Here is a 24805-nt window from a genome sequence, read left to right as displayed (position 1 = left end):
AGTACAGTTGCAAAAACCTTTTCATATTAAGCCTTTAATCATACCGAACCTGCTTGTGATTTCAACTTTTTTAAAAGAATTTGTTTATTTTATACCATTTTTTGCTCTTTACAGGACATATTGCACTCACTTTTCAACATTTCTGCTAATGCAGTCTTTCTGGTATCAGTCGCCCCTTTTCTATCGACAGCGTAGACGAAATCAATTTCTCTGCCAATGATATGAACCGTGCTTTCTGCTCGCGTAATAGCTGTATATAGCCAACTCCTGTCAAGTAACCAGCCACGCTCCAAAATTACAATTATGTTTTTAGCCTGCGACCCTTGCAACTTGTGCAGTGTTAGACAATAGGCAAGATCAAGGTACCCAAACAACTCCCAGTCAACGTTCAATGAACGTCGATATCCGTTCTCATCAAGATCGTCAAGTTCGATCGTGCAGGCAAATTCTTCGTTGGGACAAACCGCTGTTACAACCCCGAGCATTCCATTTTGAACATCATCCGTATACCGGGTTAACGTGATGACAACCGGATCGCCTTTTCTGAACGTGTAATTACCAGCATTCACAGGCATGTCGGTTAAATCCAACAATTCACCATCTGGATTGACCGAAGCCTGTAGTTTTTCATTCAAGGTTCGAACAGTTGCGTTAGTCGCCGCGATTATCATTGCGCTGTCATAATTTGTATAAGCGGCAACTGCATCTTCTATGAGATTATTCACAGGTTCCTGAAACAGTATGTCTCGTGTAGTTAGAGCGGCAGGCAGTTGTCCATTACGGATTGCTAGCGAGTATGCCGGAACCGAACTGGTTGCCGCCTGCCGTCGCACTACGTCAAGGCCTACATGATTTATCACACCACTTTTGATGACATCATTCAGTACGAATCCCGCGTTGATTGGCGGTAACTGATGCGGGTCTCCAATTAAGATTATCCGTGTTCTATTTGAAAATAGCGTCACCAAGCGCCACATCGTGTAGGCATCCAGCATGGATGCTTCATCAACCATAAGAACGCAGTTAGTGTCATTGATATGCTTTTCCTTTAGCAGTCGCGCTATTGTGCTGGTTTTGATACCGATAGATTGCTGGAATCTGCGAGCGGCCTTGCCAGAGAGGGCAACTGGATAAATGGTAAAGCCTAACCGTCGATAGGCATCAACAATAATTCGGGTCGTTGTCGTTTTGCCAGTCCCAGCTCCGCCACTTAGCGCAAAAATGTGGCTTAATAACGCCATCCTGACTGCTTTTTCTTGGGCTTTTTCCAGCACCCAACCATCCGGCATGGCTGCATTATACGCGTCTTCCAAATCTGCCAACCAATATCGCTTTATGGCGCTGAGTGAATGAAACCGTTTGGCTATTGTCTTTTCAAATATGTAGTTGCCGCTAACAAAATAGTTATCGGCCTGTCTAGTGAATCCAATGATATCACCTGTGAGTTGACTCGCCTTCTCTGTGAGTTGATGATCGTTGTTAAGAAGCTTGCTTACCGTCGGTTTAATATCTGCCCAACTAGCAACAGTGTGGCCCTTATCAGCCCACTGTCTCAAAGCATATTCGACAATAGCCGATAACCTAATATCACTGCATTCACTGACCGAAAAATGCTTTTGAGCAACCATGTCGACCTTTTGAAATCGCATACCTAATGAGAACAGGCGGTACGGATTTTCTTTCAAAAAGGTGATCGCATCTTTATTCGCGAATCTGAATAGTTGCCGCTGAATAGGCTCTTCAATCTCCCATTCGACAAGCTGGCTGGCATACTTTAAGTTTCTGTAAGATTCAAACCCCATATACAAGTCCGATACAACCTCCTCCCTTATCAGAACTATCTTGATCGCTTCGAAGTTGGTTATTGTCTTATCATGCTTGTAAGGCGTATCTGGTTTCTCGCAAAGCATTGTAAATATGTCACTGCGAAATGCATCCCACAACAACTGAGCCTTGACTTTGCCTATGCCACGAAACTTTTTCTCTGCACTCAAAAATGCTACAAAACCCGAACCATTGTCAGGCATGACACATTTCAGTTTTGGCTCCATGAATCGCCACACGTTTACGTACACACCAGGACTAACCTCCTGTTGACGGACGGCATAATTTAATTCTTTGGTGATTTCCCATTGCTGACCAACTTTAGGCTCGCAGTTTAGTTTGTTTTGAGTCGTAAGAATGATTATCCGGTGAGCACCGGCACGATGGTTCAAAAATACTGCCCCTAACTGAACATTGTCAGGACTGTATCTGTAGATCTGCGTTAATCTAACCAAAAAGGCATCAGTGCTCATTTCCAAAGACCCATTTCCTCTAACACTTCCTTGAACTCAGACAGCTTTGCAACTTCAGCAGATAGTTTTGCATTTTCTGCCTGCAAACGACGATTGGCACGCTTTAAATCTCTTACCTTGGCAGAGTCTTTTATATCTTCATCATTTTCAGAGGGCAGGGTTACATCCACTTCTTCTTTTTTCAGTCGAGGGATTCTGTTGTGGTAAACACCCATCTGGGTCAACTCGAATTTCAGGTTCTCCAACATTTCGTGTAATAGTGGATTGCGTTTTGCTTTAAATGCATCTGAGCCAAAACCTAACTCGACAGCTATTTTTTTGGGGCTCAGTTTATCCGCATAAAAATAGTCTACCCAGTTTGGAGATTCTTTCGCTTTCATTTCAGCGATCCATCCTGCAAACAACTCCCTGTTCTTCTCTCCGGCCTCCTTAGACATCATCGGTCTCCTCAACAATACGCTTGATCGTTGTTCGGCTAACGCCATACTCCTTTGAAAGTTGGTTTTTTGACTTTTTCTTCGATTGTATTAACCGTCGAATTTTCACTCTGTCGGCATCAGGGATCGTCTTTGGTCTGCCCATGTGCTTGCCTTGAGCAATGGCGCGTTCGCGACCTTCGGTGGTGTTCTTGATAATCAGACTTTTGTTTAGCTCAGCAAAAACAGCGATTACATGAAGCACAGCCTTACCAAACGGCGAATCATCAGCACTGTTAATGACGCCATCCAGCGTCGTTAGCGCTGCGCTTTTGGAGTGAATGCCATCGATGGCGGTCATTATTCCTTTTAAGCTTCTACCTAAACGATCAAGCTTTGTAACGCATACCACATCACCCTCCAGAATATACTCGAGCAATTCATCTAGCTTTTTTGCATTCTCGAAAGAGCTACCGCTTTGCTTACCTGAAAATATCTTCTGGCACCCGTAGCGTTCTAATGCATCAATCTGAGCCTCAAGGTTTTGTTCCTGCGTGCTTACCCGTGCGTAACCTATTAGTGCCATCTAACCAACCATGCATGTACTTATGTTATACCTTTAGTTCACACACTAATTCGGACGAACTTATGTTGCAATTATTTTTTATGTTCATGAACTAATTAAACACTTCATAAATAGTTCGCCTTTTAAAGCGCCGAGTCCATCAGCAGTATCCATTCATCCCTGTATTTTTGCTCAGCACTCATGTCACCCATGCGTGCGACTTATTCCAACAAGTTGGATTATTGCAATATTTGTTACAGCTATTTGCAATAGCATGTTAGCAGAAGGATCAATTTGTGGACCAAGAGAAGTAGAAGTTCAGTTCTTTTTTGGCAAGGAAGATCAACTAAGAAAATGGTTACTGTACTCGGCTCACATGAGTGAGCTAGAAGATTGAGATTTGAGTCAACATAAGATAAGTATATTTAACTCAATTTATTCTGCCTTATTAATCCCGCTTCGGATCTGCTCCAGCAATTTTTCCTGATCAGACTCCGGCAAACTCCCAAAAATCTTCACTATCTCAGCTAACTTATCCGATGAGCAGAAAAAATAGGCTACTGGAACATCAAGTTCTTTTGCGATTTTCTCCAAAGTCTCGAAATCAGGGACTCTGCTACCTTGCTCATATTGGTTCATACGTGAGCTGGCTGTCGTTCCGAAACCAAGTATATGGCCCAGCTTACGTTGAGAAAGTTCTTTAGCGATTCGAGCCTCTTTGAGGCGTTTGGGGAATGGGTTGTTCGACACAAATAATGCATTTTTTAGTCTCTGGATAGCGGCGATTGTGGGTTATTTTCTCCAATTATGTAATACTAACGTTTTGTGAGATGCCTGAGAAGAAAAAACATTCCAATTAGGAAACACCCACTATAAAACCGGAGTTAGCCATGCCCAGAGAGTACAGCGTTAGTGAAGACGTGCTGAAAATCATTTCAACGTTTTTTGTCGATGGTTGCTATGTGTTCCAAGTTGTTGAAAAATTCATGGAAATGCATCCTGAGCTCACAATTAAACAAGCAAGAGTCAAAGCTGATAAATCCATGCGTTTTTTGGAAAGAAAAGGACTTTTGTGGTTATTTGCATTTAACTTACCATGTAAATGCAATTCCTCTTTACCACTTGTTGCATATTTGTCTTACCACTAATTGCAGTAATTTACCATTATCACTATTTAGTGATTGATGATCATTTTGACAACTACTGTGATTGCTAATGTAAGAGTGACTTAGATCTTATTTTGTTAGGATGAGAGTTTGGTAAAGCTTTAATCTACTAATGGCTTATTTTGACTACTGCGTATTTGTTCCAGCAATTTCTCCTGATCAGACTCTGGTAAATTCCCAAAAATCTTCACTAGCTCTGCTAACTTATCCGATGAGCAGAAAAAATAGGCTACTGGAACATCAAGTTCTTTTGCGATTTTCTCCAAAGTCTCGAAATCAGGGACTCTGCTACCTTGCTCATATTGGTTCATACGTGAGCTGGCTGTCGTTCCGAAACCAAGTATATGGCCCAGCTTACGTTGAGAAAGTTCTTTAGCGATTCGAGCCTCTTTGAGGCGTTTGGGGAATGGGTTGTTCGACACAAATAATGCATTTTTTTAGTCTCTGGATAGTGGCGATTGTGGGTTATTTTCTCCAATTATGTAATACTAACGTTTTGTGAGATACCTGAGAAGAAAAAAGATTCCACTTAGGAAACAACCACTTTAAAACCGGAGTTAGCTATGCCAAGAGCGTACAGCGTTAGTGAAGATGTGCAAAAAATAATTTCAGAGTTTTTTAAGGATGGATGCTACGTATACCAAGTTGTTGAAAAATTCATGGAAATGCATCCTGAGCTCACGGTTAAACAGGCAAGAGTTAAATCTGATAAATCCATGCGTTTTTTGGAACGAAAAGGTGTTTTGCAGTCAAAGCTCGATGAGGGTGGTACCCGCAGGTACGAGCTTGCACAAGCCCAAGGGTCTGAAACGCAAAGCAAAAACAACACTTCAGAAAAAGCTATTCAAAAACTGAGAGAACAATGTAAGACACTTGAAGCTGAAGCTCGCGCCGCGCACTTAGAGTGGGAGTATTTGATAAAGCTGAAAAAAAATCCTGAAATCAGTGTCATTAGTGATATTAGAGATATTACAGAGGTGCTGTGTAAAGAGGCCGAGCAGAATACGCTGTTATTAACTGCACAATATTCAGCATTAGAAAAAGTACTTAATAGGTTGAATGTATGCGTCTGAGAAACTGGCAGGCAGATTTTGTTCAGAAAACTATAAACGCTTTTAAACAAGGCCAACGTACTTATTTACTGTCTGCGGCACCTGGTGGAGGTAAAAGTGTAGCGTGCGCAGAGTTAGGCGCCAGAATGCACGATGAAGAAATGATGATAGATCTAATTTTATGTCTGTCTCCCTCGTCTGAAGTGCGCGATGGCATTTACAGAACCTGCAATCAACGTATGCCGACGCTTTTTCATAATGGCCTGGGCTCAATCGGGGAGTCAATGACCTATCAAAAACTGCTAACGCTAAAAGAAGAGTATTTAGAGCCAGCAAAGAAAAAGAGAGTTTTAGTCATCTGTGACGAAATCCACCATTGCGCCGGCGGTTTGGATGCTATCCCTAACGCATGGGGAAATAAGATTTTAAAACTTATATTTGAACTGGCTGATTATACGCTATTAATGTCAGGGACCCCCTGGAGGACAGATAATCTTCCAATAGCTCTTGCTGACTACTGTCATGCTGACGAGCTAGTTATCAACTATCAATATACTCTCGCTCAGGCTGTGGCTGATGGGGTATGCCGACAACCTGTCATCACATTAATTGACAATGATGCCTGTAAAATAAACCAAAAATGTTTTAAATCTATTAATGAGGCGTTGAGCAAAACTGAGTTAATGTATCAACAGATCCTCGAAAATGAGGATGCCTTAAATTTCATTCTAAAATTGTCTGTGAACAAACTATTGTCGCTAAGGTTACTGACACCAGATGCTGGTGGTCTGGTTGTTGCGCATTCTGTTGAACATGCCAGAAAACTCAAGAAGATTTTGGAGACAAATTTTAATCAAACAGCTGTGATTGTTACCTACAAAGAAAAAAATCCACAAGCAATTATTGATAAATTCCGACATGGTTTAACGCATTGGATTGTCAGTGTTGGAATGATTGCAGAAGGTACAGACATTCCTCGGCTTCAGGTGTGCTGCCATTTAACAACTGTGCGGACAGAACTCTATTTCCGTCAAATTTTGGGACGAATTTTAAGGGTTCGTGATAGTGATATATATTCACAGGGGTTTTTGTACACTTTTGCCGAAGCTCAGCTCAAAATGTTTGCAAATCGCATTCAAGATGAGATGCCAAACAGAGGTGTTCTTCGTTCCATCGAGCAGCAACCAAATGAATTGCAACAACATCATACCCAAACAAAAAATGCCACCAATGGAGGCAACTTGAATAATTACCCCTTGTCTTCAGGCCGATTTGTGCAAACTGACCTTATAGGTTTTGAAGACGCATTTTATTCACTGGAGTTTGCTGGAACCTTCCGTGAACAGGTCATTAAAACCTTTGCGAAACAGTTGCTTGGGTAGTTCAGTAAATCAACTTACTTAAGAATGTATTTGGTCAAGATAAGGACAAGCGGACTCCTGATCGATAAATGAATTCAACAAAAAAATTTACCTGCAATTACCAGCTTTTCTAAACCCTGCAGCTATCGCTTCCTGCTCGGTTTTAAACTCGATGGTGTTTGCCGGTGAGATTTGTTGGTATCCCGGGCAGCCTGCAGGGAGATGGTAAACCTTGCTGTTTTTGTTGGCCTTAATCGGCAGGGAGCTTGGCGCACTTGGTGTTTGCTGTGTTTGCTTTGAAGGTAGCTGGGTCACCAAACCCTCAGCGCGGTTTTTATGCCCAAGAGACCAGGTGCGCTCACCGGTTACAAAGGGATTTGAATGCCCCATGCGTTTTGCAATGCGTTTATCTCGCTCTCGCTCCCATTCTGTCACGGGAAACTGCTTATCCCATGCCATCAAAAGCTGCTGTTGTTGGCGAGACATATTGAGGTCATACCGGTCGTGCATGTAGAAGTAAGTTCGTGCAATCTGGCCTTTAATGGCATCGCGTGGCTCTACTGCTCTTGCGCTAAAATCAATTTTAACCGGACACTGACCATGCTGTGGCTTGGCTTGAGTAAGCATGGTGAAATTGAAATTGGAGCGGTCGGCATTGACTTCGCCTATAGCTGGGGTGAGGTTATGTAAATCGGCTTCCATGGCATTGAAGACAGGGTCTGTGTCATTGCAGTTTTTACGCCCACCATTCTGCCAGCATTGTCTGGCACGGCCAAAGTTCGAGGCGGGCACCACATGCTCCCACTCAATACGCTCGGCCCGAGTCTGCTGCGCCCGAACTTGATAGCCACAGCTCTTTAAATCAATGCGCCCACCCGAGCGGCCGACCCATTCCCAGTTACAACCACAGTAAAAATCCCCCTGACGGTTTCGGTCATGGTAGATAAATTGCCGCGCTTCAATTTTAGCGCGGTCAAATGTGGCAGGAGCGGCCAGTAGCGAGGCAGAAAAGACGAGCGCAGCGAAGAGAAAAAACCGTAATAACATCAGCATAATCCATTAATTAAAAGCAGGTTAATAGTACCCAATTTTATCAAGTTGGTCACCATACCAGCTTAAGTAGGATTTGTAGTTTTTAAAGGGCGTTTCAAGCGTATTGATAGTAACGTTATCAAGACTGACAATAGCCACGCTAATGCCATCCTTGGTACGTGTGACCTTGGGCAAGGTAAGCAGGCCCCTCCCTACAGCATGCCATTGCCTTAATAGTGCTCTAAACGTATCTTCATTGATAATGCGTAGCTCCATAATTGCTCCTTGTTGAACAGACGATTAATGAAATGTAGCATTTATTGGTGCACTTTCAATATAAACATGCATTTCATCGCAGCCGCGCTTTTCAAACGCTCGCCATTCGCTATACTGTATAAATATACATATATTGGTGCGTGTTATGTCTGTCGAAATACTTGGAAAGGCGCAATTAAATCAGCCTATCTTTTTACCGCTCTATGGCCACCAAATCTCAGCGGGTTTTCCATCCCCTGCTCAGGACTACATTGAGCAAACGCTCGATTTAAACGAGCTTTGTATCCGTCATCCTGCTGCGACCTTTCTAGTCAGAGTCAGCGGTGACTCCATGAAAGATAAAGGCATATTAGATGGTGATGTCTTAGTAGTAGACCGGTCTGAAACTGCCGTGCATGGCAGTGTGATTGTGGCATCACTAAATCGTGAGTTTACCGTCAAGGAGCTGTGCTTAAAGCCGATTAAGCAGTTGTTGCCGCACAACAAGGCATACAAACCCATTTTGCTGACAGAGCAAGACGAGTTTGAAGTCTTTGGTGTCGTCGTCAGTGTGGTGCGAAGAATGACACGATGAAACCTGTTTTTGCTTTAGTCGATTGCAATAACTTTTATGCCAGCTGTGAAACTCTTTTTCGCCCTGACCTAAGAGGGCGGCCGATTGTGGTGCTATCCAACAATGATGGCTGTGTGGTGGCTCGCTCTAAAGAAGCCAAAGCACTTGGCATTAAAATGGGTGTGCCTGCATTTGAGTTAAAGCACCTACTAGAAAAGCAACAACTGCTCGCCTTTTCATCCAACTATGCGCTGTATGCCGATATTTCAGCCAGAGTCATGTCCACGCTTGAAATGTTAGCGCCGGCGGTTGAGGTCTATTCCATTGATGAAGCGTTTCTCGATTTGACTGGCGTGTCACATTGCATGGATTTGACGGCATTTGGGCAATCTGTGCGAAATACTATCCAGCAAAATATCGGCATCACGGTTTGTGTTGGCATTGCGCCCACCAAAACCTTGGCCAAGTTAGCCAATTACGCCGCAAAAAAATGGCATAAGTCTGGTGGCGTGGTCGATTTAACGGATAAAGCCCGCCAACGCAAACTGATGGCACTGTTACCTGTCGGCGAAGTGTGGGGGATTGGCAGTAAACTCTCAGCAAGGCTTAATAAACTTGGCATTCACACTGCCCTGGATTTGGCTGATGCCAGCCCCTCATTTATCAAGCAGCAATGCTCTGTGGTCGAATCGCGCATTGTGGCAGAGCTTAATGGCAAATCGTGCCTGACGTTAGAGCACGTCACTCCCACCAAAAAGCAAATTATCAGCTCCCGCGCCTTTGGCGAGCGCATCACCTCAAAAGATTTGATGCACGAAGCAATAGCCGAATACATCAGCAGAGCCTGTCAGAAACTGCGTAAAGAAAAGCAACAAGCCAAGCAATTAACGGTGTTTATACGTACCAGTCCGTTTAGCGACCGGCAACGAGACCCATACTATGCCAATAGCATCACCACGGCCTTGACTCATCCCTCGGCTGACACGCGGGATTTTTTGTCAGTAGCAACGAAGCTGCTCGATAAAATCTGGAAAGACGGATACCGCTACGCCAAGGCCGGTGTCATGCTTGCTGATTTTTATGATGAAGGCGTATATCAAGTTGATTTATTTGAGCCTGCGCCTCCTGCCTATCAGAGCAAAGCGCTGATGACGGTGATTGATACCATCAATGTCAAAACGGGCAGCAAGGTCTGGTTTGCAAGCCAAGGCGCATCACAGGCATGGAGTATGAAGCGTGCGATGTTATCGCCGCAATACACAACGAAATGGACGGATTTACCGGTAGCCAAGTAAGTTCTATAAAATCACACATAATTGATTTAAGGCATAATTGCGCATAGTATTTCGGTTGAGGGTCCTGGCATATCACTGCAACCTGCAGACCACCAGGAACATGGGAATGGCCGGTCGATTTGATTGGCCTTTTTCTTTATCAAACTATGCCTACCGAGCTAATCAAAGCAAGACGCTTGTTCTTTTTTTACATAAGGGATGCCATGAGTTATACCGTTGAAATTACCAAGGACAACCTTATCCCAATTCCTGATACGCTCTGTGCTGAGCTAGGATTTACCGTTGGGGATATACTGGTTTGTGCGATGGATAAAGATCGTGCTGAAATCAGCATGAAAAAGCATAGCGACCAAACACTAACTGACGAACAGATCTCTGCTGCAGGAAATTTAACGCGTTTGGTAAGCATTGAAGCTGCCAAGTGATTGCGGATGCAAGGCACTCCCTGTGAGTATTATTAGGTAACTAGATGACAATCAACACAGCTATAAAAAACGATCAAGAATATGAAGCTGCATTAGAAGCCATTGAGCAACTGCTTGAAGCTGAGCCTGGCACGCCTAATGGTGAAAAGTTTGAGGAGTTGGCCAAAATGATCACAGAGTATGATGATATTCATCACAAACTCAACGAGTAATAAGGTGCCAATTTGCTCTGTGAATCTTCACTAAGTGCCAATTGCAGACATTTCACTATACAGTTATTAAAGTCTGCTTTTAGGTGTTAGCAGAACGCACGCCTAAACGGCGAGCAACTTGTTGCGAGTCCAGCGGCCGTAGGCCGCGTTGTTTAAGGCGTTTGTTATAGCGCGAATTTACCAATAAACCCTATAACAACTATCAACATACCAATAAAAAAAATCTTTTGTGAGATTTTATCCATTTGGGTTTGCTTTCTTAATTTGTTTGAAAAGACAAGCTCAGGAATTAATGCGAAAGATAAAAGCACCAATGCAGCACCGAAACTTGAAACATTGCCGAAAGACACTGCTCTATGCTCAGAAACACTTAGCGCTATACCTATAAAAACTATTGCAGCAAACAAAAATAATACACTAGAAAAAATTTTATGCTTCAGTTTGGTGCCAAACATGAATATCCCTTGAAAAGCTATAACGCAAAGCACAGGGGCGACGAGCCGCGCAGCGGGTTGGCGTCCCAGCGGCCAAAGGCCGCGACTGCTGCGCATTGTTAGGTGTTTGTCTTGCCGAAGCATAATATAAAAAAGGTTAATATAGACCACGTACTTATTAATACAATCAAGATACCCCATTCATCTAAAGCCAACTTATTTATAAGAAAAACATTTAAGCTAGCGGCAAACATAACGACGATAACTCCCCACTCACCCAAAGATTTGAAGTTCTTATTGGTTTTACGCTCTAACCATCGCCCAAGACTCAGCAATATAAGCCCGATAACAATTGATGAAATAACCGGTGCTAAATATTCCATGCTCTAGATCACCTAACGCCCGCCTAAACGGCGAGCAACTTGTTGCGAGTCCAGCGGCCGTAGGCCGCGATGTTTAAGGCAATAACATGGACTCCCCCTCACTATCCGGCATCGTTGTGCCACACTGAGAGTGTCAAAACAAACAGTCACAAGTGAGGAGAAGTCGCATGGAACAGTCTATACGTTGTGGGGTCGATATTGCAAAGCTCGTGTTTCAAATTCATGGCGTTAATGCTAAATCAAGTGAAACCACCGTGGTTAAAAAGTTAGCCAGAGGCGAAATGCTGCGCTATTTTGCCAATAAACCACCGATGCTTATCGGCATTGAAGCCTGCGGTGGTGCGCATTATTGGGCGCGTGAGATGACCAAACTCGGCCATACCGTAAAGCTGATGACGCCGCAGTATGTGGCACCTTACCGGCGCGGCGGTAAAAACGATGCCAATGATGCCGAAGCCATTTGTGAAGCGTTAGCCAGACCGAATATGCGCTTTGTTGCGGTTAAATCCGAATCACAACAAGCGGTATTAGTCATGCACCGCATGCGTGACCAATGGGTACGTGAACGCACCTCACTGATGAATCAAATTCGCAGCTACCTGCACGAGTTCGGCATTGTGATTAATCAGGGCCGCGCAGCACTGGCCAGGACGTTGCCTTTGGTGGCTGAATCAGAAACCTTACCGCTGCTGTTTCGCCAGAGTATGGCTGATTTAGCGGACAAGTTAGCTGATTTAGAAACGCGCATTAATTCGTTAAACAAACGGATTGAAGCCTGGAGCAAGCAAGATACCACCGCAAAAGCTTTACTTGAGCTCTGTGGTGTCGGTAGCGTTACCGCCAGTGCCGCTGTGGCAACCGCAGGTGATGTCTCCGTATTTAAAAACGGCAGACAATTCGCCGCTTGGCTCGGTTTAGTGCCTAAACAGAACTCATCCGGTGGTAAAACGCAACTCGGTGCCATTACTAAACGCGGTGACCGCTATTTGCGAACATTACTGGTTCAAGGTGCCAGAACGGTAATGTTAGCAGCCAGCAGAGCCCAAAAATCCACGCAAACAACACCCATGTTCGAGTGGATTTATAAGCTACAAGAGCGGCGGCCAAACAATGTTGTCGCGGTCGCTATCGCCGCAAAACAAGCCAGAATGCTCTGGGCAATCATGGCAAAGCAGCAACGGCAAGATGCTTTAGGTTTAGCAATATGATGTAGCAGAAACATAGTAGTAAAAACAGTAAGTTAACGACAACTCTCAACCAAAGAATTGCACTACAAAGTGGATAAATAAAGCGGCAACGACCGTGCACAGGAAGGGCCTGATAACAATCCCGGTATTCATTACCGTTGATGCGATGAGGCACCTGTGCGCGAAAGTTATCAGGGCTGGAGCATGGTAAAACCATGAAACTCACGAGCCGAATAGACGTATGCAGTCATTCACCGCCAAATTTGATCACTTTGTGCTTGCAATAGAGGGGGAGTCCATAGACGGATTGTTAGGCTACGTCTTCCAGAAGCCAATAATTAAGCCAGCCAACCCAGCTAATACAAAAAAAGTTTGTAAAACTAATATGTCCCATCGACGCGTTGGCAAAGTATGGGCTGGATATGTTACTGCCCAATTTTTAAAATTGGCATATTTCTCAAGAAGTTCCGGTGTAATGATTATTCTACTCACGCGCCGATTAGGCGGAGGAAATATAAAAGCCAAAGGGCTAGAAACCTCTTCACAACAGTGAAAATACCATAAGTAATTATCTAGATTCACGCCGAACTCTTTTGAGTAGGCAGCCATTAAATCATCAAAATCATCACCATACACACCAAAATCTTCGCAAATATCCGAGTCTGGCCTTAGTTTTGCAGCCTTTATTCCACACTCTTTTTCTATCAGATTGTATATGTCGTCGATGGTTACCATTAGTAGCCTAACGCCCCGCGCATGCGCGCGAACGTGTGAGCGTCGCAGGGGCCGTAGGCCCCGAATGACGCGGATTGTTATGTGGCGATGCTGTCATAGGTTGGCCCGATAGCAAATTGAGCTTCACTTAACCGTAACACCACTTCTGATTTTGTATTTTCACCTTTCACATAATCGAATGGTGGAGCCTGAACAAAATAGCCATTCTGCAAAGTACCAAAAGAATGCAAAACAAAATTGGATTGCACGTGTATCGAGCAACTAGGCAACAAATGCGGCAGTGATACACTGGAGCTTGAGCCATTGCAATCGGCTCCAGAGCCATAAATATCGAGCAATCCTGAAATACATTCTGCTTCTTGAAGTCTTGACTCAACAATTACTTCCCAATTTGCCTGAAGCCAATCGCTCAATAAATCTTCGGAAAGCAACTCTTCCATTTTCTGATAATTAAGCAGAAGAAATTGTCTAAAATCTTCTAAAGTATCTTCAAGTTTCACTTCTGAATCCTAGCCACATAACGCCCCGCGCATGCGCGCGAACTTGTGAGCGTCGCAGGGGCCGCAGGCCCCGAATGACGCAATAACATGGACTCCCCCTCACTATCCGGCATCGTTGTGCCACACTGAGAGTGTCAAAACAAACAGTCACAAGTGAGGAGAAGTCGCATGGAACAGTCTATACGTTGTGGGGTCGATATTGCAAAGCTCGTGTTTCAAATTCATGGCGTTAATGCTAAATCAAGTGAAACCACCGTGGTTAAAAAGTTAGCCAGAGGCGAAATGCTGCGCTATTTTGCCAATAAACCACCGATGCTTATCGGCATTGAAGCCTGCGGTGGTGCGCATTATTGGGCGCGTGAGATGACCAAACTCGGCCATACCGTAAAGCTGATGACGCCGCAGTATGTGGCACCTTACCGGCGCGGCGGTAAAAACGATGCCAATGATGCCGAAGCCATTTGTGAAGCGTTAGCCAGACCGAATATGCGCTTTGTTGCGGTTAAATCCGAATCACAACAAGCGGTATTAGTCATGCACCGCATGCGTGACCAATGGGTACGTGAACGCACCTCACTGATGAATCAAATTCGCAGCTACCTGCACGAGTTCGGCATTGTGATTAATCAGGGCCGCGCAGCACTGGCCAGGACGTTGCCTTTGGTGGCTGAATCAGAAACCTTACCGCTGCTGTTTCGCCAGAGTATGGCTGATTTAGCGGACAAGTTAGCTGATTTAGAAACGCGCATTAATTCGTTAAACAAACGGATTGAAGCCTGGAGCAAGCAAGATACCACCGCAAAAGCTTTACTTGAGCTCTGTGGTGTCGGTAGCGTTACCGCCAGTGCCGCTGTGGCAACCGCAGGTGATGTCTCCGTATTTAAAAACGGCAGACAATTCGCCGCTTGGCTCGGTTTAGTGCCTAAACAGAACTCATCCGGTGGTAAAACGCAACTCGGTGCCATTACTAAACGCGGTGACCGCTATTTGCGAACATTACTGGTTCAAGGTGCCAGAACGGTAATGTTAGCAGCCAGCAGAGCCCAAAAATCCACGCAAACAACACCCATGTTCGAGTGGATTTATAAGCTACAAGAGCGGCGGCCAAACAATGTTGTCGCGGTCGCTATCGCCGCAAAACAAGCCAGAATGCTCTGGGCAATCATGGCAAAGCAGCAACGGCAAGATGCTTTAGGTTTAGCAATATGATGTAGCAGAAACATAGTAGTAAAAACAGTAAGTTAACGACAACTCTCAACCAAAGAATTGCACTACAAAGTGGATAAATAAAGCGGCAACGACCGTGCACAGGAAGGGCCTGATAACAATCCCGGTATTCATTACCGTTGATGCGATGAGGCACCTGTGCGCGAAAGTTATCAGGGCTGGAGCATGGTAAAACCATGAAACTCACGAGCCGAATAGACGTATGCAGTCATTCACCGCCAAATTTGATCACTTTGTGCTTGCAATAGAGGGGGAGTCCATAGAGGATTGTTAGGTGCTTAAGTTGCCACCTTAACATCTACCAAACCGATTGACTCAACCAAAACTACGTAATCGGCACCAAAAATTAAATAAGATTCTAATGATGCGTCAGCACGATATGAATCAAGATGAGCATAAAAACTGCGCCTGTAATTGGCTGAAGACTTCCAAATTGGAGATTCTTTTGCCCCCTTTTCCAGCGATACAAAGTCAACTTCACTAGGCATACCCGGTAGCGGCGACAACTCGTAATTACTTTCTTCAACACAATAGAATGCAATCACATGGCGGAAGAGCACTTCTATTACCTGCGAGTGGAATGCTAGCTTTATAACAACACCACTTGCATCTGTTCGTACATCTACTTCAGGGTACAAACCCAAATTTTCATCAGTTAGAAAATACGGAGAAAACATCTGCGATCACCTAACGCCCGCCACAAACGCGAGCAACTTGTTGCGAGTCGAGCGCCCTAAGGGCGCGTTTTTGATGGCGCTTGTTAGGCATTTACAACACCTGAACTAGTTGCTGCTTGCTTGCCTAAGGCAACACCAAACAAAAGCGCAATAAACATACTCACATAATCAATTTGCCAGCCGCCCAAAAGAGCATCACCAACCAGTAAAAACAGAATACATGATGCAATTAAAGAACTGAGTAAAACGACTATAAGTGCATGTATAAATAAAAACTTTGCCTGATTTTTCACTAGAAAATAAATGATCGTTGCTTCAACAAACATAGAAAGAAAAATAAAGCTCCAGTAAATCCAGCTTGGAATAACTTCACCAGCTGAATCATAGCGCCCCATTACATAGCCCAATGGAACGCCTGAAGCAGTAGAACAGATAAAGTAGATCACTGTGTATTTAGCAATTCGTGCCCAGTTCACTTAACATCCTTTTAAATGCCTAACGCAAAGCACATGGGTGACGACCGCATCGCGGTTGGCATCCCAGCGGCCAAAGGCCGCGACTGCTGCGCATTGTTAGGTGTTTGTCTTGCCGAAGCATAATATAAAAAAGGTTAATATAGACCACGTACTTATTAATACAATCAAGATACCCCATTCATCTAAAGCCAACTTATTTATAAGAAAAACATTTAAGCTAGCGGCAAACATAACGACGATAAATCCCCACTCACCCAAAGATTTGAAGTTCTTATTGGTTTTACGCTCTAACCATCGCCCAAGACTCAGCAATATAAGCCCGACAACAATTGATGAAATAACCGGTGCTAAATATTCCATGCTCTAGATCACCTAACGCCCATTTAAGGGGCTGATAATTGTTTGCTAAAATGTGTAGCGAAGCGAAACCGAGCAAACTGTTAGCAGTCCCGCTTTAAATTCTTGTTAGGTAACGCCTGCCACTAACCTGATTTCTGGTGGTTCTGAACTTACAATTCTTAACCACTTACTCGATGTAGCTACCACATACATTTTGGCTTTATCGCAATGCCAGAAGACCTCTGTGTCACTTTTTAAATGTGACAAAAGTGGTGATTCTTCAATGACACCGATAACACCGTTATCATCACACTTTTCTTTTGACATATCGTAGTCAAACTCTTCACAAACTTGGTGATAGAAAACATGTTCAAAACAGATCCTATAGCGAGGGCTATTTTCGTCAGTAATGATTTCGCGGCAACCATCCAATACTTTTTCGATTCTATCTTCCGTTTCATCACCTGACTTAGGTTTAGCTTGGTAAACTTTATCAGCTAGCTTCGCGCAAGAAACTTCAATTTCTAATGATTCCTCATTAACATCGTAATCGATGGCTTCTAAAAATACGTAAAATGAGCCAACTGTGTCTAAGGGTGATTGCATACTTTATTGAGTTACCTAACGCAAAGCACACTGGTGACAGACCGCGCAGCGGGTTGGCATCCCAGCGACCAGCGGGAGCGAGTGATGCGTATTGTTATGTTTTTTTGAGCAATACATCCACGACCTCTATTGCTTCTTTTAAATTTGCACCTGTGATTTTTCGATAAAGCCTAATGGCTTTTAATCTATGGCCTTCATCTAGCGCCTTACGCACTTCAGAAGGGATAAAAGTGGGGTCATTTAACTCAATACCAGCGAGCTTACTGAGTGCACCTAATGTGATCTCCAAGTAACGAATTCTTTTTTGGTACCGAAGAAATTGCGATAACAGTAGAAAAAAACATACAACCGTCAGTACTGGGACAAGAAAAATATCAAAATATATAGCCAAACCATCCATTAATGCTGTCCAAAACGATTCCAAATAAACAGCCAAGTCATCTACTCCTTAAAATACATAACGCTCAAAGCAGCCGCGCGTTAAGCGTCGGCTGCCTTTGCTTGTTAACTTGCATCTGCGTACCAACCGTCATAATCCTCATCGTCCACTAATTGAAGATTATAACCATAACTAACAATTTCATAATTATCTGAAAGCCTGAACACAGTGTGGCCAAACTTATTCAGTTTTACGGACAGCAAAAACCTCCCTGTGACCTGTTGTTTCTTTTTACACCATAGCATGTGCTTCTGTGTATAAAGAGGCCCTTTGTGGTTAGGGTAGTTTGAACTTGATATTACACTTTTCCCTAGGTGAAATAACTCCCAGCAAGGGTCTATCCAGATATATGGTTTTCCACGACCTGAGTTTTTCCGAGTTTGAATTTTCAGTGAGTTAGTCGCAGCAATGATCTGTAAGGGAGAGTTTTTAAACTTTCTTGCATCCTTACCATATTTTTGGAAATCAATTTTCGACATAAGCTCCCTGCAAGTTAACGCACGCCTAAATGGCGAGCAACTTGTTGCGAGTCCAGCGGCCACAGGCCGCGATGTTTAAGGCGCTTGTTAGCATTACTTTTGAGAGGACAAAGCGGCCTTTCTTGCTTCGGTTGCTATTTCTTCGGTTAAGCCATCATCAAATGAAAATGAGTATATTCTCCAACCGCTTTTTACTTTAAAAAATTGAAACTCATAACGAACGGGTTGCCTATCGTAAGTGGCTAGATAAGTAACATGCACAAAATTCTCACCAACTGCGTAAGTGTCAATTTTACCTATATGGTTAATTTCTCCAATAAGCCCTTCAAGCGCATTTAATTGCGTTTTAACATTTTTAATTTGATCTGGAATTGATGATACGTATTTATTTGTTCGATAAATGGAATCAACAGCTTCATCTACTTTCCCAGATTGATACAACTTGAAAAAATCATCAATCTCGGTTTGATAATCTGCAGCTAAAGAATTAAATGACAGCAAAGTAGCTAAAAATATAATCGATAACTTCATGTTTGGTAATTCTCCTGTAATGCTAACGCCCTGTTAAGGGGCAAATTGTAGTTGGCTAAAATGTGAAGCGAAGCGGAACCAGCCAACTGTAATTTGTCCCGTTTGAACAGTTTGTTATGTGTAAATTACTCTAACTCACCGAATTCCCATTCTGCATTTGCATGTATTCTTTGTGCAAAAGAATTTGGTTGCAAACTAGTAAGCTGATTAATAGTTGGATCTTCACTTGTTAAATGACCAGCACCAATAAGATGTGGCTTTGTAGTATCAGGACATTTATCATCTTCGCAAAAAAACTGCCAATAACCGTCAGGATCTCTTATACCAACAAGTACTGGTGATTCTTTTTTAAAAATATGAGGGCAAACATACACCCCATAATTGTCATTAAACTTCATACTTTCCTTTACACATAACGCAAAGCACACGGGCGACGAGCCGCGCAGCGGGTTGGCGTCCCAGCGGCCGCAGGCCGCGAGTGGTGCGTATTGTTAGGGCTGACTTGCATATTGAATCCAAATACTTTCAGTTGGATGATGTTCTTTAATTGTTTCAATTGCATCCTCCAACTTGCCTCTGATTGCCCCACTGATGGGGTGATTAAATCTGGTAACATTTACGCCTTTTGCAACTAACTCTTTGTGATTCAGCTCCGTTAATACATTGCTACCTGCCCAAATGGCAACACCAGGCAATTTAGCGACTTCATCCAGAGCTCGTGCTTCAAGTATCAGATAAACCATGATGAAGCCCTAACGCCCGCCACAAACGCGAGCAACTTGTTGCGAGTCGAGCGCCCTAAGGGCGCGTTTTTGATGGCGCTTGTTAGGCATTTACAACACCTGAACTAGTTGCTGCTTGCTTGCCTAAGGCAACACCAAACAAAAGCGCAATAAACATACTCACATAATCAATTTGCCAGCCGCCCAAAAGAGCATCACCAACCAGTAAAAACAGAATACATGATGCAATTAAAGAACTGAGTAAAACGACTATAAGTGCATGTATAAATAAAAACTTTGCCTGATTTTTCACTAGAAAATAAATGATCGTTGCTTCAACAAACATAGAAAGAAAAATAAAGCTCCAGTAAATCCAGCTTGGAATAACTTCACCAGCTGAATCATAGCGCCCCATTACATAGCCCAATGGAACGCCTGAAGCAGTAGAACAGATAAAGTAGATCACTGTGTATTTAGCAATTCGTGCCCAGTTCACTTAACATCCTTTTAAATGCCTAACAGTTATTATGTAGACCTCTCAGTAACACCCGAGAGGTAAAAATAAATTTATACCTATGAGTTTACCGAAAATCAATAACTTGAGAAGCCAATCAAGCATTTAATTCACTTTAAATTTACCATGTTACTGAGAAGTCTCAGTAACACCCCACATCCAAACAGAGTAAACATACGCAATATCAACAGCCTAGGTTAATTTAGCCCTGTTTATCATGGATATTACTGAGACTTCTCAGTAATACACTCGATATTCAACAGGAGGATTAATATGGCTCGCTCACCTTTCCTTGAAAGTATTAGGCAGGTTATGCGCACTAAACATTACTCAATTCAAACTGAAAAAACGTATCTACTGTGGATAAAACGCTTCATTTTATTCAATAAAAAACGGCACCCAAAAGACATGGGGGAGCAGGAGGTAACTGATTTCTTGACATATTTAGCCGTAAATAGACAAGTGACTGCGTCCACTCAAAACTTGGCGCTCTGCGCTATCGTATTTATGTATAAACATATCCTTAAAAGAGAGCTCACTTTACTGCCTGATACGATAAAAGCCCGCGCGCCTAAAAGAGTACCAACCGTTTTGTCTCATAACGAAGCCATCAGTGTCATTAATCAGCTGTCAGGTAGCTATAAACTGATGTTTTCACTGTTATACGGCTGCGGGCTTAGAAAAGCAGAGCTGCTAAAGTTGCGAGTTAAGGACGTCGATTTTGAATCAAAAAACATCTTTGTGTTTCGTGGTAAAGGAGGAAAAGACCGTGTCACTATGCTGCCTGATAAGCTGGTTATGCCACTTCAATCTCAAATTGAAAAAGTGCGTGAACTTCATGAGAAAGATCTATGCGAAGGAGAAGGAAAAACCAGTCTCCCTGCGGGACTGGCTCGTAAATATCCCTATGCGATATCTGATTTTAAGTGGCAATTTATTTTCCCTTCGTCAGTCAGGTGCAAGCATCCTGTTGATGGGTATTCATGCCGTCATCATTTGCACTGGACGTCTCTTACCAAGAAATTAAGACTTGCTGTAAAAAAGTCAGGCGTTCAAAAGCACATCACTGCGCATACTTTCAGGCATTCTTTTGCTACGCAACTACTCAAAGCAGGCACTGACATACGCACGGTTCAAGAGTTGTTGGGCCATACGGACTTGAAAACCACTCAAATATACACGCATGTCATAGGGCAACATTCATCTGGGACATCGAGCCCGATAGATCGGTAATGTGTAACCAAAACCGGACTCAATGTCCGGTTTTGCAGTAAAGCAGACATTGGCATATGGATTATGGTGCGGTGATGGATCTCTGCTTTTCGCTCTTTGCGGTCTAACTTAGCGTGACTTGTCACGGTATACTGGACTGCTTTTACTTTACCGAATTTAAGAGATCACAAAAGATCCTTCGCGTGCTTTGTATGTAAAGATTGGCTTTGAACTGCCAGCTCACTTTAATACGTTATGGCCAAATATATTGGGATTAGCGAAGGCAGCTTTGTAAGTGAGTTGATATATATCAATAGCTTAATGTAGAGGGGCTTGCTGAGTGCTGTGACCTGTCACATTATTCTACTTTTTTTAAAAAGCTAGTTTTGGTGTAGATCGGAAAAGATCCGTTCGATGCTTTCTTGGGGCAGTGAAAATGAAGTTCTGGGTTGGCCTTTTTATCTTGCTCACGGGCTAAGGGAACATATGCTCCGGCATCACTACCCCAGTAAACTGGTCCCAGTCTGTAGCGACCCATTAATACTAACCTGATAATGCCGCATAAACAACGAAATGAAGTATCGACATTTCTGAAATGACATCAGCAAGGTATACGTCAACCACCACGTTAGTTATCCATATACGACGATAAGAAAACCCTCGTTTGTTGGTCGATTCAATTAAACGTGAAAAACCACATCAAAACACTTGCTTCAACGCCAAGAAACCCGTACAACAATCTATGAACAGATTAGGTACCATTTCTTATGATAATTGGCTATGCCAGAGTTAGCACTCAGGACCAGAATTCAGATTTACAACTCGATGCCCTAAACGCGGCAGGTTGTGAGGAAGTATTCAATGAGTCCCTCACGGGAAAGCATCGTGATCGACCCATATTGTCGCAATGCCTGCGTACACTTCGTGCAGGTGATGTATTAGTGGTATGGAAGCTTGACCGTTTAGCGAGGTCCCTGAAAGATTTGGTGGAGATTATTGATGATCTTCAGAAACGCAGTATTGGATTCAAATCCCTAACGGAATCCATCGATACAACCAATTCTGCAGGGAAACTCATTTTCCATATTTTCGGTGCCTTAGCCGAGTTTGAGCATTCACTTATCGTCGAAAGAACCAAAGCGGGTCTTGCCGCTGCCAGAGCCAGGGGTAGAAAAGGCGGGAGAACGCCATCGCTCACAGAAAATGATGTGAAAAAAGCGGCAGCCATGTTATCCGATCCGATGATAACCAAAGCAGAGGTGGCAAAACATTTTAAAGTCAGTCGTACCACCTTAAATGCTGCGTTAAACAGAAACGGTTTTAAAATATGACGCAGCTCCGAAGATGCAGGGATTTTTTGTCAATTAACCTAAATAACTGTGCCAAATAGTAGATCACTCAGGTAAGGGAACTCAATGCGGTTTGCGCGATCAGATCAGTCGCCAAACAAACCAAACCCACAAACGCATTGAGTATGAACAGGATAGCATTTTTATATGGCGCGGAAACCCGCCGATTGAAGAAGATTATTCATAAAACACGAGATAGAGACCTTTGCCGCCGTGCGAATGCCGTCTTGCTGGTGTTGAAAGGTAAAACCAAGTCAGAGGTTGCGAGCCTACTGCAAGCGGGGCGGTCATCGCTTAACCGCTGGTTGAAATGGTATGACGTTGCCGGTGTTGATGGTCTAAAAACTAAAGGCGTTGGTCGCCCCGTTAGGCTGAATCGGGATTTTATCTGTGGCGTGCTGAAAATTTTGCTGAAGTACACGCCAAGGACGCTTGGATATCAGCGTTCACGCTGGAGTACTGAGTTGTTTGCGCTGTTACTGAACAAGTTATGCAACATTCAGATCCACAGTTCAACAATCAGACGCTGGTTGCCCAAAGCAGGAATTGTCTGGCGGCGAGCTGCGCCAACGCTTTATATCCAAGACCCGGATAAAAAGGAGAAACTGGCGGTTATCCGGGAGGCGTTGGCAGATAACAGTATTGACCACCCGGTGTTTTACCAGGATGAAGTGGACATCCATCTGAATCCTAAAATCGGTGCAGATTGGGGGCACCGTGGCGCGCAGCGTAAAGTGGCAACACCAGGACAGAACAAGAAACATTATCTGGCGGGAGCATTACACGGCCAGACAGGGCAAATCGTTTATGTAGGTGGCGAGCGCAAGACCAGTGACTTATTTATTGAATTGCTGGAAAAGCTTAAAGGTCAGTATCGTCGGGCTAAAAGCATTCGGTTAATCGTGGATAATTACATCATCCACAAGAGCAAGAAAACCCAGAAGTGGCTGAGCGACAACCCAAAGTTCAAATTACTGTTCTTGCCGGTTTATAGCCCATGGCATAACAAAATTGAAAAACTGTGGCATGCACTGCACGAGACGATAACCCGGAATCATCAGTGCAAAAACATGGATGATTTACTGGAGCAGGTTTACTACTTTATGGACACTGCCGCACCGTTTCCGGGCGGCAAGCATGGATTGAAGCAGGTGTATCACAATTAGGATCAGCTATTTAGCTAATTTTGATGAGTATGTGGTAGAAAACTCAATTGTTTTTCGCGAGCATAACAAGTATTCAAGAATGCTGTTAAATGCGTATCTGTTAGTTGATTCTTTTAAGTTGGCATTGGTAAACCAGTTCATTTCCATTTTTTCACCTGATACTAATAAAGTTGATCAATTTTATCCGATCTATTTCTTAACTTTTATTTTCAGTCTATTAAAGTTGCTCCCGTTGAGTGTTGGATTTGTTTTCATTGCTAAAGGATTAAGTATCAGAGCCGAAAGTGTTCAGAAAATATCTGGTCGTGTAATTAGTGATCTTAGGTCGAGATTTAACCAAAGCAAAAGAACGCATGATGATTCAAGTGTATAGCTTTTAGAATAAGGAGCATTATTGTGAAAATTTTTAGATTGATACTGCTAATTTTTATGGCGTCAAACCTTCTTGGCTGCGAATACATAGGCAAGCAACTCGCAAAACAGAAGTTCGACGAATTACAGCAAACTATCAAAAGTCAGGATCTTGAGATCAAGCAGTTAAAAAAGCGGATGGAGCAGCTTCAGGCTGAAGCGTTAATGTATAAAGAGAAAAGCGAAGAAAACGAAAGACGCAAGAAAAACCTGCAATCTATCTTCACCAGCAATTAACCAGTATTGGGATACCTAAAGGTATTAAATGAAAATCTATCAAGTTTATGACGTTTGGATGGCGCTACGAAAATCAGTAACTAACTTGCTGATTTTAAGTATTATCGCGAGTTTTATTTGCTATTTATTCGATTTTTTGCAAATTTTGCCTGTGTTCCTGCTTGCGATCTTAGGCCAAAGTATAATTATCTACCGGGCGAACCATCTCTATAAAATTGACCAAGTAACTCAAACCTTTACTTTTCCAGCTAGTGACCTTGAAAACAGTATTCTGGCTATTGTGCTAATGCAGCCATACTGGAATTTGATGCGACGAAAATCGGTACAACTTTCTACAATTGAAAATCTCTACCTGGATACTCAGCGTTGGAGCACTAAGCAGCAAGTGGTCACTGGAACAACTGTCAAAGGCAAGACAAAATTCAAACAAACTACTCCTATAATTCTATTCAGCTATTGTATATACTGCACAATCCGCGCTTTTTGTGTTCAGCGTTAATGTTACAGCCGCATTATCTAAGGAAAGTCACG

Annotated in this window: 35 protein-coding genes; 14 read left to right on the top strand and 21 right to left on the bottom strand. The window is 43.2% G+C overall.

The window, feature by feature from the left end; genetic code table 11:
* Nucleotides 1-89: 89 nt before the first annotated feature.
* The 4 genes from ACUJFK_RS01910 to ACUJFK_RS01895 form a co-directional block, all read right to left on the bottom strand.
* A complete protein-coding gene (locus ACUJFK_RS01910) occupies nt 90-2297 on the bottom strand; it encodes an AAA family ATPase (RefSeq protein WP_445425903.1) in 2208 nt (735 codons plus the stop codon).
* On the bottom strand, nt 2294-2737 hold the full coding sequence (locus tag ACUJFK_RS01905) for a hypothetical protein (protein WP_445425902.1): 444 nt from the start codon (nt 2735-2737) through the stop codon (nt 2294-2296). Before ACUJFK_RS01905 ends, ACUJFK_RS01910 begins: the two co-directional genes overlap by 4 nt.
* Nucleotides 2727-3299, bottom strand: a complete 573-nt coding sequence (locus ACUJFK_RS01900; protein ID WP_445425901.1) for a recombinase family protein — start codon at nt 3297-3299, stop codon at nt 2727-2729. Before ACUJFK_RS01900 ends, ACUJFK_RS01905 begins: the two co-directional genes overlap by 11 nt.
* Before the next feature lie 414 nt (nt 3300-3713).
* Complete coding sequence (locus ACUJFK_RS01895) at nt 3714-4028, bottom strand: helix-turn-helix domain-containing protein (RefSeq protein WP_445425900.1); 315 nt, start codon at nt 4026-4028, stop codon at nt 3714-3716.
* Nucleotides 4029-4168: 140 nt separating this feature from the next.
* Here ACUJFK_RS01895 and ACUJFK_RS01890 point away from each other — a divergent pair, with 140 nt between their 5' ends.
* On the top strand, nt 4169-4426 hold the full coding sequence (locus ACUJFK_RS01890) for a hypothetical protein (protein WP_445425899.1): 258 nt from the start codon (nt 4169-4171) through the stop codon (nt 4424-4426).
* A gap of 119 nt (nt 4427-4545) precedes the next feature.
* Here ACUJFK_RS01890 and ACUJFK_RS01885 read toward each other — a convergent pair whose 3' ends face one another.
* A complete protein-coding gene (locus ACUJFK_RS01885) occupies nt 4546-4866 on the bottom strand; it encodes a helix-turn-helix domain-containing protein (RefSeq protein ID WP_445425898.1) in 321 nt (106 codons plus the stop codon).
* Nucleotides 4867-5007: 141 nt separating this feature from the next.
* Between ACUJFK_RS01885 and ACUJFK_RS01880 the strand changes: the two genes are divergently transcribed.
* Entirely contained in the window at nt 5008-5517 is a 510-nt protein-coding gene (locus ACUJFK_RS01880) for a hypothetical protein (protein WP_445425897.1), read from the top strand.
* Nucleotides 5508-6878, top strand: a complete 1371-nt coding sequence (locus tag ACUJFK_RS01875) for a DEAD/DEAH box helicase (RefSeq protein WP_445425896.1) — start codon at nt 5508-5510, stop codon at nt 6876-6878. Before ACUJFK_RS01880 ends, ACUJFK_RS01875 begins: the two co-directional genes overlap by 10 nt.
* A gap of 87 nt (nt 6879-6965) precedes the next feature.
* Here the strand turns inward: ACUJFK_RS01875 and ACUJFK_RS01870 are convergent, their stop codons facing one another.
* Both ACUJFK_RS01870 and ACUJFK_RS01865 read right to left on the bottom strand, forming a co-directional pair.
* Nucleotides 6966-7904 carry an endonuclease gene (locus ACUJFK_RS01870; RefSeq protein ID WP_445425895.1) on the bottom strand — a complete coding sequence of 313 codons (939 nt, stop codon included), beginning with the start codon at nt 7902-7904 and terminating at the stop codon, nt 6966-6968.
* A gap of 27 nt (nt 7905-7931) precedes the next feature.
* Nucleotides 7932-8165: a hypothetical protein gene (locus tag ACUJFK_RS01865; protein ID WP_445425894.1), complete on the bottom strand. Its 234-nt coding sequence runs from the start codon at nt 8163-8165 to the stop codon at nt 7932-7934.
* Between the two features lie 145 nt (nt 8166-8310).
* Between ACUJFK_RS01865 and umuD the strand changes: the two genes are divergently transcribed.
* From umuD to ACUJFK_RS01845, 4 genes are all read left to right on the top strand, one after another.
* On the top strand, nt 8311-8739 hold the full coding sequence (umuD, locus tag ACUJFK_RS01860; protein ID WP_445425893.1) for a translesion error-prone DNA polymerase V autoproteolytic subunit: 429 nt from the start codon (nt 8311-8313) through the stop codon (nt 8737-8739).
* Nucleotides 8736-10013, top strand: a complete 1278-nt coding sequence (gene umuC / locus ACUJFK_RS01855; protein WP_445425892.1) for a translesion error-prone DNA polymerase V subunit UmuC — start codon at nt 8736-8738, stop codon at nt 10011-10013. Before umuD ends, umuC begins: the two co-directional genes overlap by 4 nt.
* Before the next feature lie 203 nt (nt 10014-10216).
* Nucleotides 10217-10438, top strand: coding sequence for a hypothetical protein (locus ACUJFK_RS01850; RefSeq protein WP_138984218.1), 222 nt, complete (start codon nt 10217-10219; stop codon nt 10436-10438).
* A 44-nt stretch (nt 10439-10482) separates the two neighbouring features.
* A complete protein-coding gene (locus ACUJFK_RS01845) occupies nt 10483-10650 on the top strand; it encodes a hypothetical protein (protein ID WP_008950464.1) in 168 nt (55 codons plus the stop codon).
* Between the two features lie 164 nt (nt 10651-10814).
* On the opposite strand, the gene ACUJFK_RS01840 is transcribed toward ACUJFK_RS01845, so the two are convergent.
* Nucleotides 10815-11201 (bottom strand): hypothetical protein, encoded by a 387-nt coding sequence (locus ACUJFK_RS01840; RefSeq protein WP_445425891.1) that lies wholly within the window; start codon nt 11199-11201, stop codon nt 10815-10817.
* Nucleotides 11202-11203: 2 nt separating this feature from the next.
* Nucleotides 11204-11467, bottom strand: coding sequence for a hypothetical protein (locus ACUJFK_RS01835; protein ID WP_445425890.1), 264 nt, complete (start codon nt 11465-11467; stop codon nt 11204-11206).
* 167 nt (nt 11468-11634) lie between these two features.
* Here ACUJFK_RS01835 and ACUJFK_RS01830 point away from each other — a divergent pair, with 167 nt between their 5' ends.
* Complete coding sequence (locus ACUJFK_RS01830) at nt 11635-12675, top strand: IS110 family transposase (RefSeq protein ID WP_445425888.1); 1041 nt, start codon at nt 11635-11637, stop codon at nt 12673-12675.
* Nucleotides 12676-12969: 294 nt separating this feature from the next.
* Here ACUJFK_RS01830 and ACUJFK_RS01825 read toward each other — a convergent pair whose 3' ends face one another.
* Together ACUJFK_RS01825 and ACUJFK_RS01820 are read right to left on the bottom strand one after the other, a co-directional pair.
* Nucleotides 12970-13389: a DUF1493 family protein gene (locus ACUJFK_RS01825; RefSeq protein WP_306178517.1), complete on the bottom strand. Its 420-nt coding sequence runs from the start codon at nt 13387-13389 to the stop codon at nt 12970-12972.
* Between the two features lie 77 nt (nt 13390-13466).
* Nucleotides 13467-13889: a hypothetical protein gene (locus ACUJFK_RS01820; RefSeq protein ID WP_445425889.1), complete on the bottom strand. Its 423-nt coding sequence runs from the start codon at nt 13887-13889 to the stop codon at nt 13467-13469.
* 168 nt (nt 13890-14057) lie between these two features.
* Here ACUJFK_RS01820 and ACUJFK_RS01815 point away from each other — a divergent pair, with 168 nt between their 5' ends.
* Nucleotides 14058-15098, top strand: coding sequence for an IS110 family transposase (locus tag ACUJFK_RS01815; RefSeq protein WP_445425888.1), 1041 nt, complete (start codon nt 14058-14060; stop codon nt 15096-15098).
* A gap of 296 nt (nt 15099-15394) precedes the next feature.
* Here ACUJFK_RS01815 and ACUJFK_RS01810 read toward each other — a convergent pair whose 3' ends face one another.
* The 10 genes from ACUJFK_RS01810 to ACUJFK_RS01765 all read right to left on the bottom strand — a co-directional run bounded on the left by ACUJFK_RS01810 (nt 15395) and on the right by ACUJFK_RS01765 (nt 19881).
* Entirely contained in the window at nt 15395-15793 is a 399-nt protein-coding gene (locus tag ACUJFK_RS01810; RefSeq protein WP_445425887.1) for a hypothetical protein, read from the bottom strand.
* An 83-nt stretch (nt 15794-15876) separates the two neighbouring features.
* Nucleotides 15877-16269, bottom strand: a complete 393-nt coding sequence (locus tag ACUJFK_RS01805; RefSeq protein ID WP_445425881.1) for a hypothetical protein — start codon at nt 16267-16269, stop codon at nt 15877-15879.
* Nucleotides 16270-16365: 96 nt separating this feature from the next.
* Entirely contained in the window at nt 16366-16629 is a 264-nt protein-coding gene (locus ACUJFK_RS01800) for a hypothetical protein (protein ID WP_306178903.1), read from the bottom strand.
* Between the two features lie 105 nt (nt 16630-16734).
* Nucleotides 16735-17214, bottom strand: coding sequence for a hypothetical protein (locus tag ACUJFK_RS01795; protein ID WP_445425886.1), 480 nt, complete (start codon nt 17212-17214; stop codon nt 16735-16737).
* A 94-nt stretch (nt 17215-17308) separates the two neighbouring features.
* Nucleotides 17309-17650 carry a hypothetical protein gene (locus tag ACUJFK_RS01790; RefSeq protein WP_445425885.1) on the bottom strand — a complete coding sequence of 114 codons (342 nt, stop codon included), beginning with the start codon at nt 17648-17650 and terminating at the stop codon, nt 17309-17311.
* Nucleotides 17651-17718: 68 nt separating this feature from the next.
* On the bottom strand, nt 17719-18132 hold the full coding sequence (locus ACUJFK_RS01785; RefSeq protein ID WP_445425884.1) for a hypothetical protein: 414 nt from the start codon (nt 18130-18132) through the stop codon (nt 17719-17721).
* A gap of 93 nt (nt 18133-18225) precedes the next feature.
* Nucleotides 18226-18663 carry a hypothetical protein gene (locus ACUJFK_RS01780; protein WP_306178541.1) on the bottom strand — a complete coding sequence of 146 codons (438 nt, stop codon included), beginning with the start codon at nt 18661-18663 and terminating at the stop codon, nt 18226-18228.
* Between the two features lie 125 nt (nt 18664-18788).
* Nucleotides 18789-19061, bottom strand: coding sequence for a hypothetical protein (locus tag ACUJFK_RS01775; protein WP_445425883.1), 273 nt, complete (start codon nt 19059-19061; stop codon nt 18789-18791).
* 93 nt (nt 19062-19154) lie between these two features.
* Complete coding sequence (locus ACUJFK_RS01770) at nt 19155-19406, bottom strand: hypothetical protein (protein WP_445425882.1); 252 nt, start codon at nt 19404-19406, stop codon at nt 19155-19157.
* 82 nt (nt 19407-19488) lie between these two features.
* Nucleotides 19489-19881: a hypothetical protein gene (locus tag ACUJFK_RS01765; RefSeq protein WP_445425881.1), complete on the bottom strand. Its 393-nt coding sequence runs from the start codon at nt 19879-19881 to the stop codon at nt 19489-19491.
* Nucleotides 19882-20172: 291 nt separating this feature from the next.
* On the opposite strand from ACUJFK_RS01765, the gene ACUJFK_RS01760 reads away from it, so the two are divergent.
* The 5 genes from ACUJFK_RS01760 (at nt 20173) to ACUJFK_RS01740 (ending at nt 24773) form a co-directional block, all read left to right on the top strand.
* Nucleotides 20173-21132, top strand: a complete 960-nt coding sequence (locus ACUJFK_RS01760; protein ID WP_445425880.1) for an integron integrase — start codon at nt 20173-20175, stop codon at nt 21130-21132.
* A 746-nt stretch (nt 21133-21878) separates the two neighbouring features.
* A complete protein-coding gene (locus ACUJFK_RS01755) occupies nt 21879-22442 on the top strand; it encodes a recombinase family protein (RefSeq protein ID WP_445425879.1) in 564 nt (187 codons plus the stop codon).
* Between the two features lie 143 nt (nt 22443-22585).
* Nucleotides 22586-23626: an IS630 family transposase gene (locus ACUJFK_RS01750; protein ID WP_206552245.1), complete on the top strand. Its 1041-nt coding sequence runs from the start codon at nt 22586-22588 to the stop codon at nt 23624-23626.
* Between the two features lie 396 nt (nt 23627-24022).
* On the top strand, nt 24023-24274 hold the full coding sequence (locus tag ACUJFK_RS01745) for a hypothetical protein (RefSeq protein WP_173483613.1): 252 nt from the start codon (nt 24023-24025) through the stop codon (nt 24272-24274).
* A 28-nt stretch (nt 24275-24302) separates the two neighbouring features.
* Nucleotides 24303-24773 carry a hypothetical protein gene (locus ACUJFK_RS01740; RefSeq protein ID WP_217363743.1) on the top strand — a complete coding sequence of 157 codons (471 nt, stop codon included), beginning with the start codon at nt 24303-24305 and terminating at the stop codon, nt 24771-24773.
* Nucleotides 24774-24805 lie beyond the last annotated feature (32 nt).

This window comes from Alishewanella sp. HL-SH06 (genome assembly GCF_052656265.1).
Note: the sequence above shows the minus strand (reverse complement) of the source record. Positions and strands in the feature narration are given on the sequence as shown.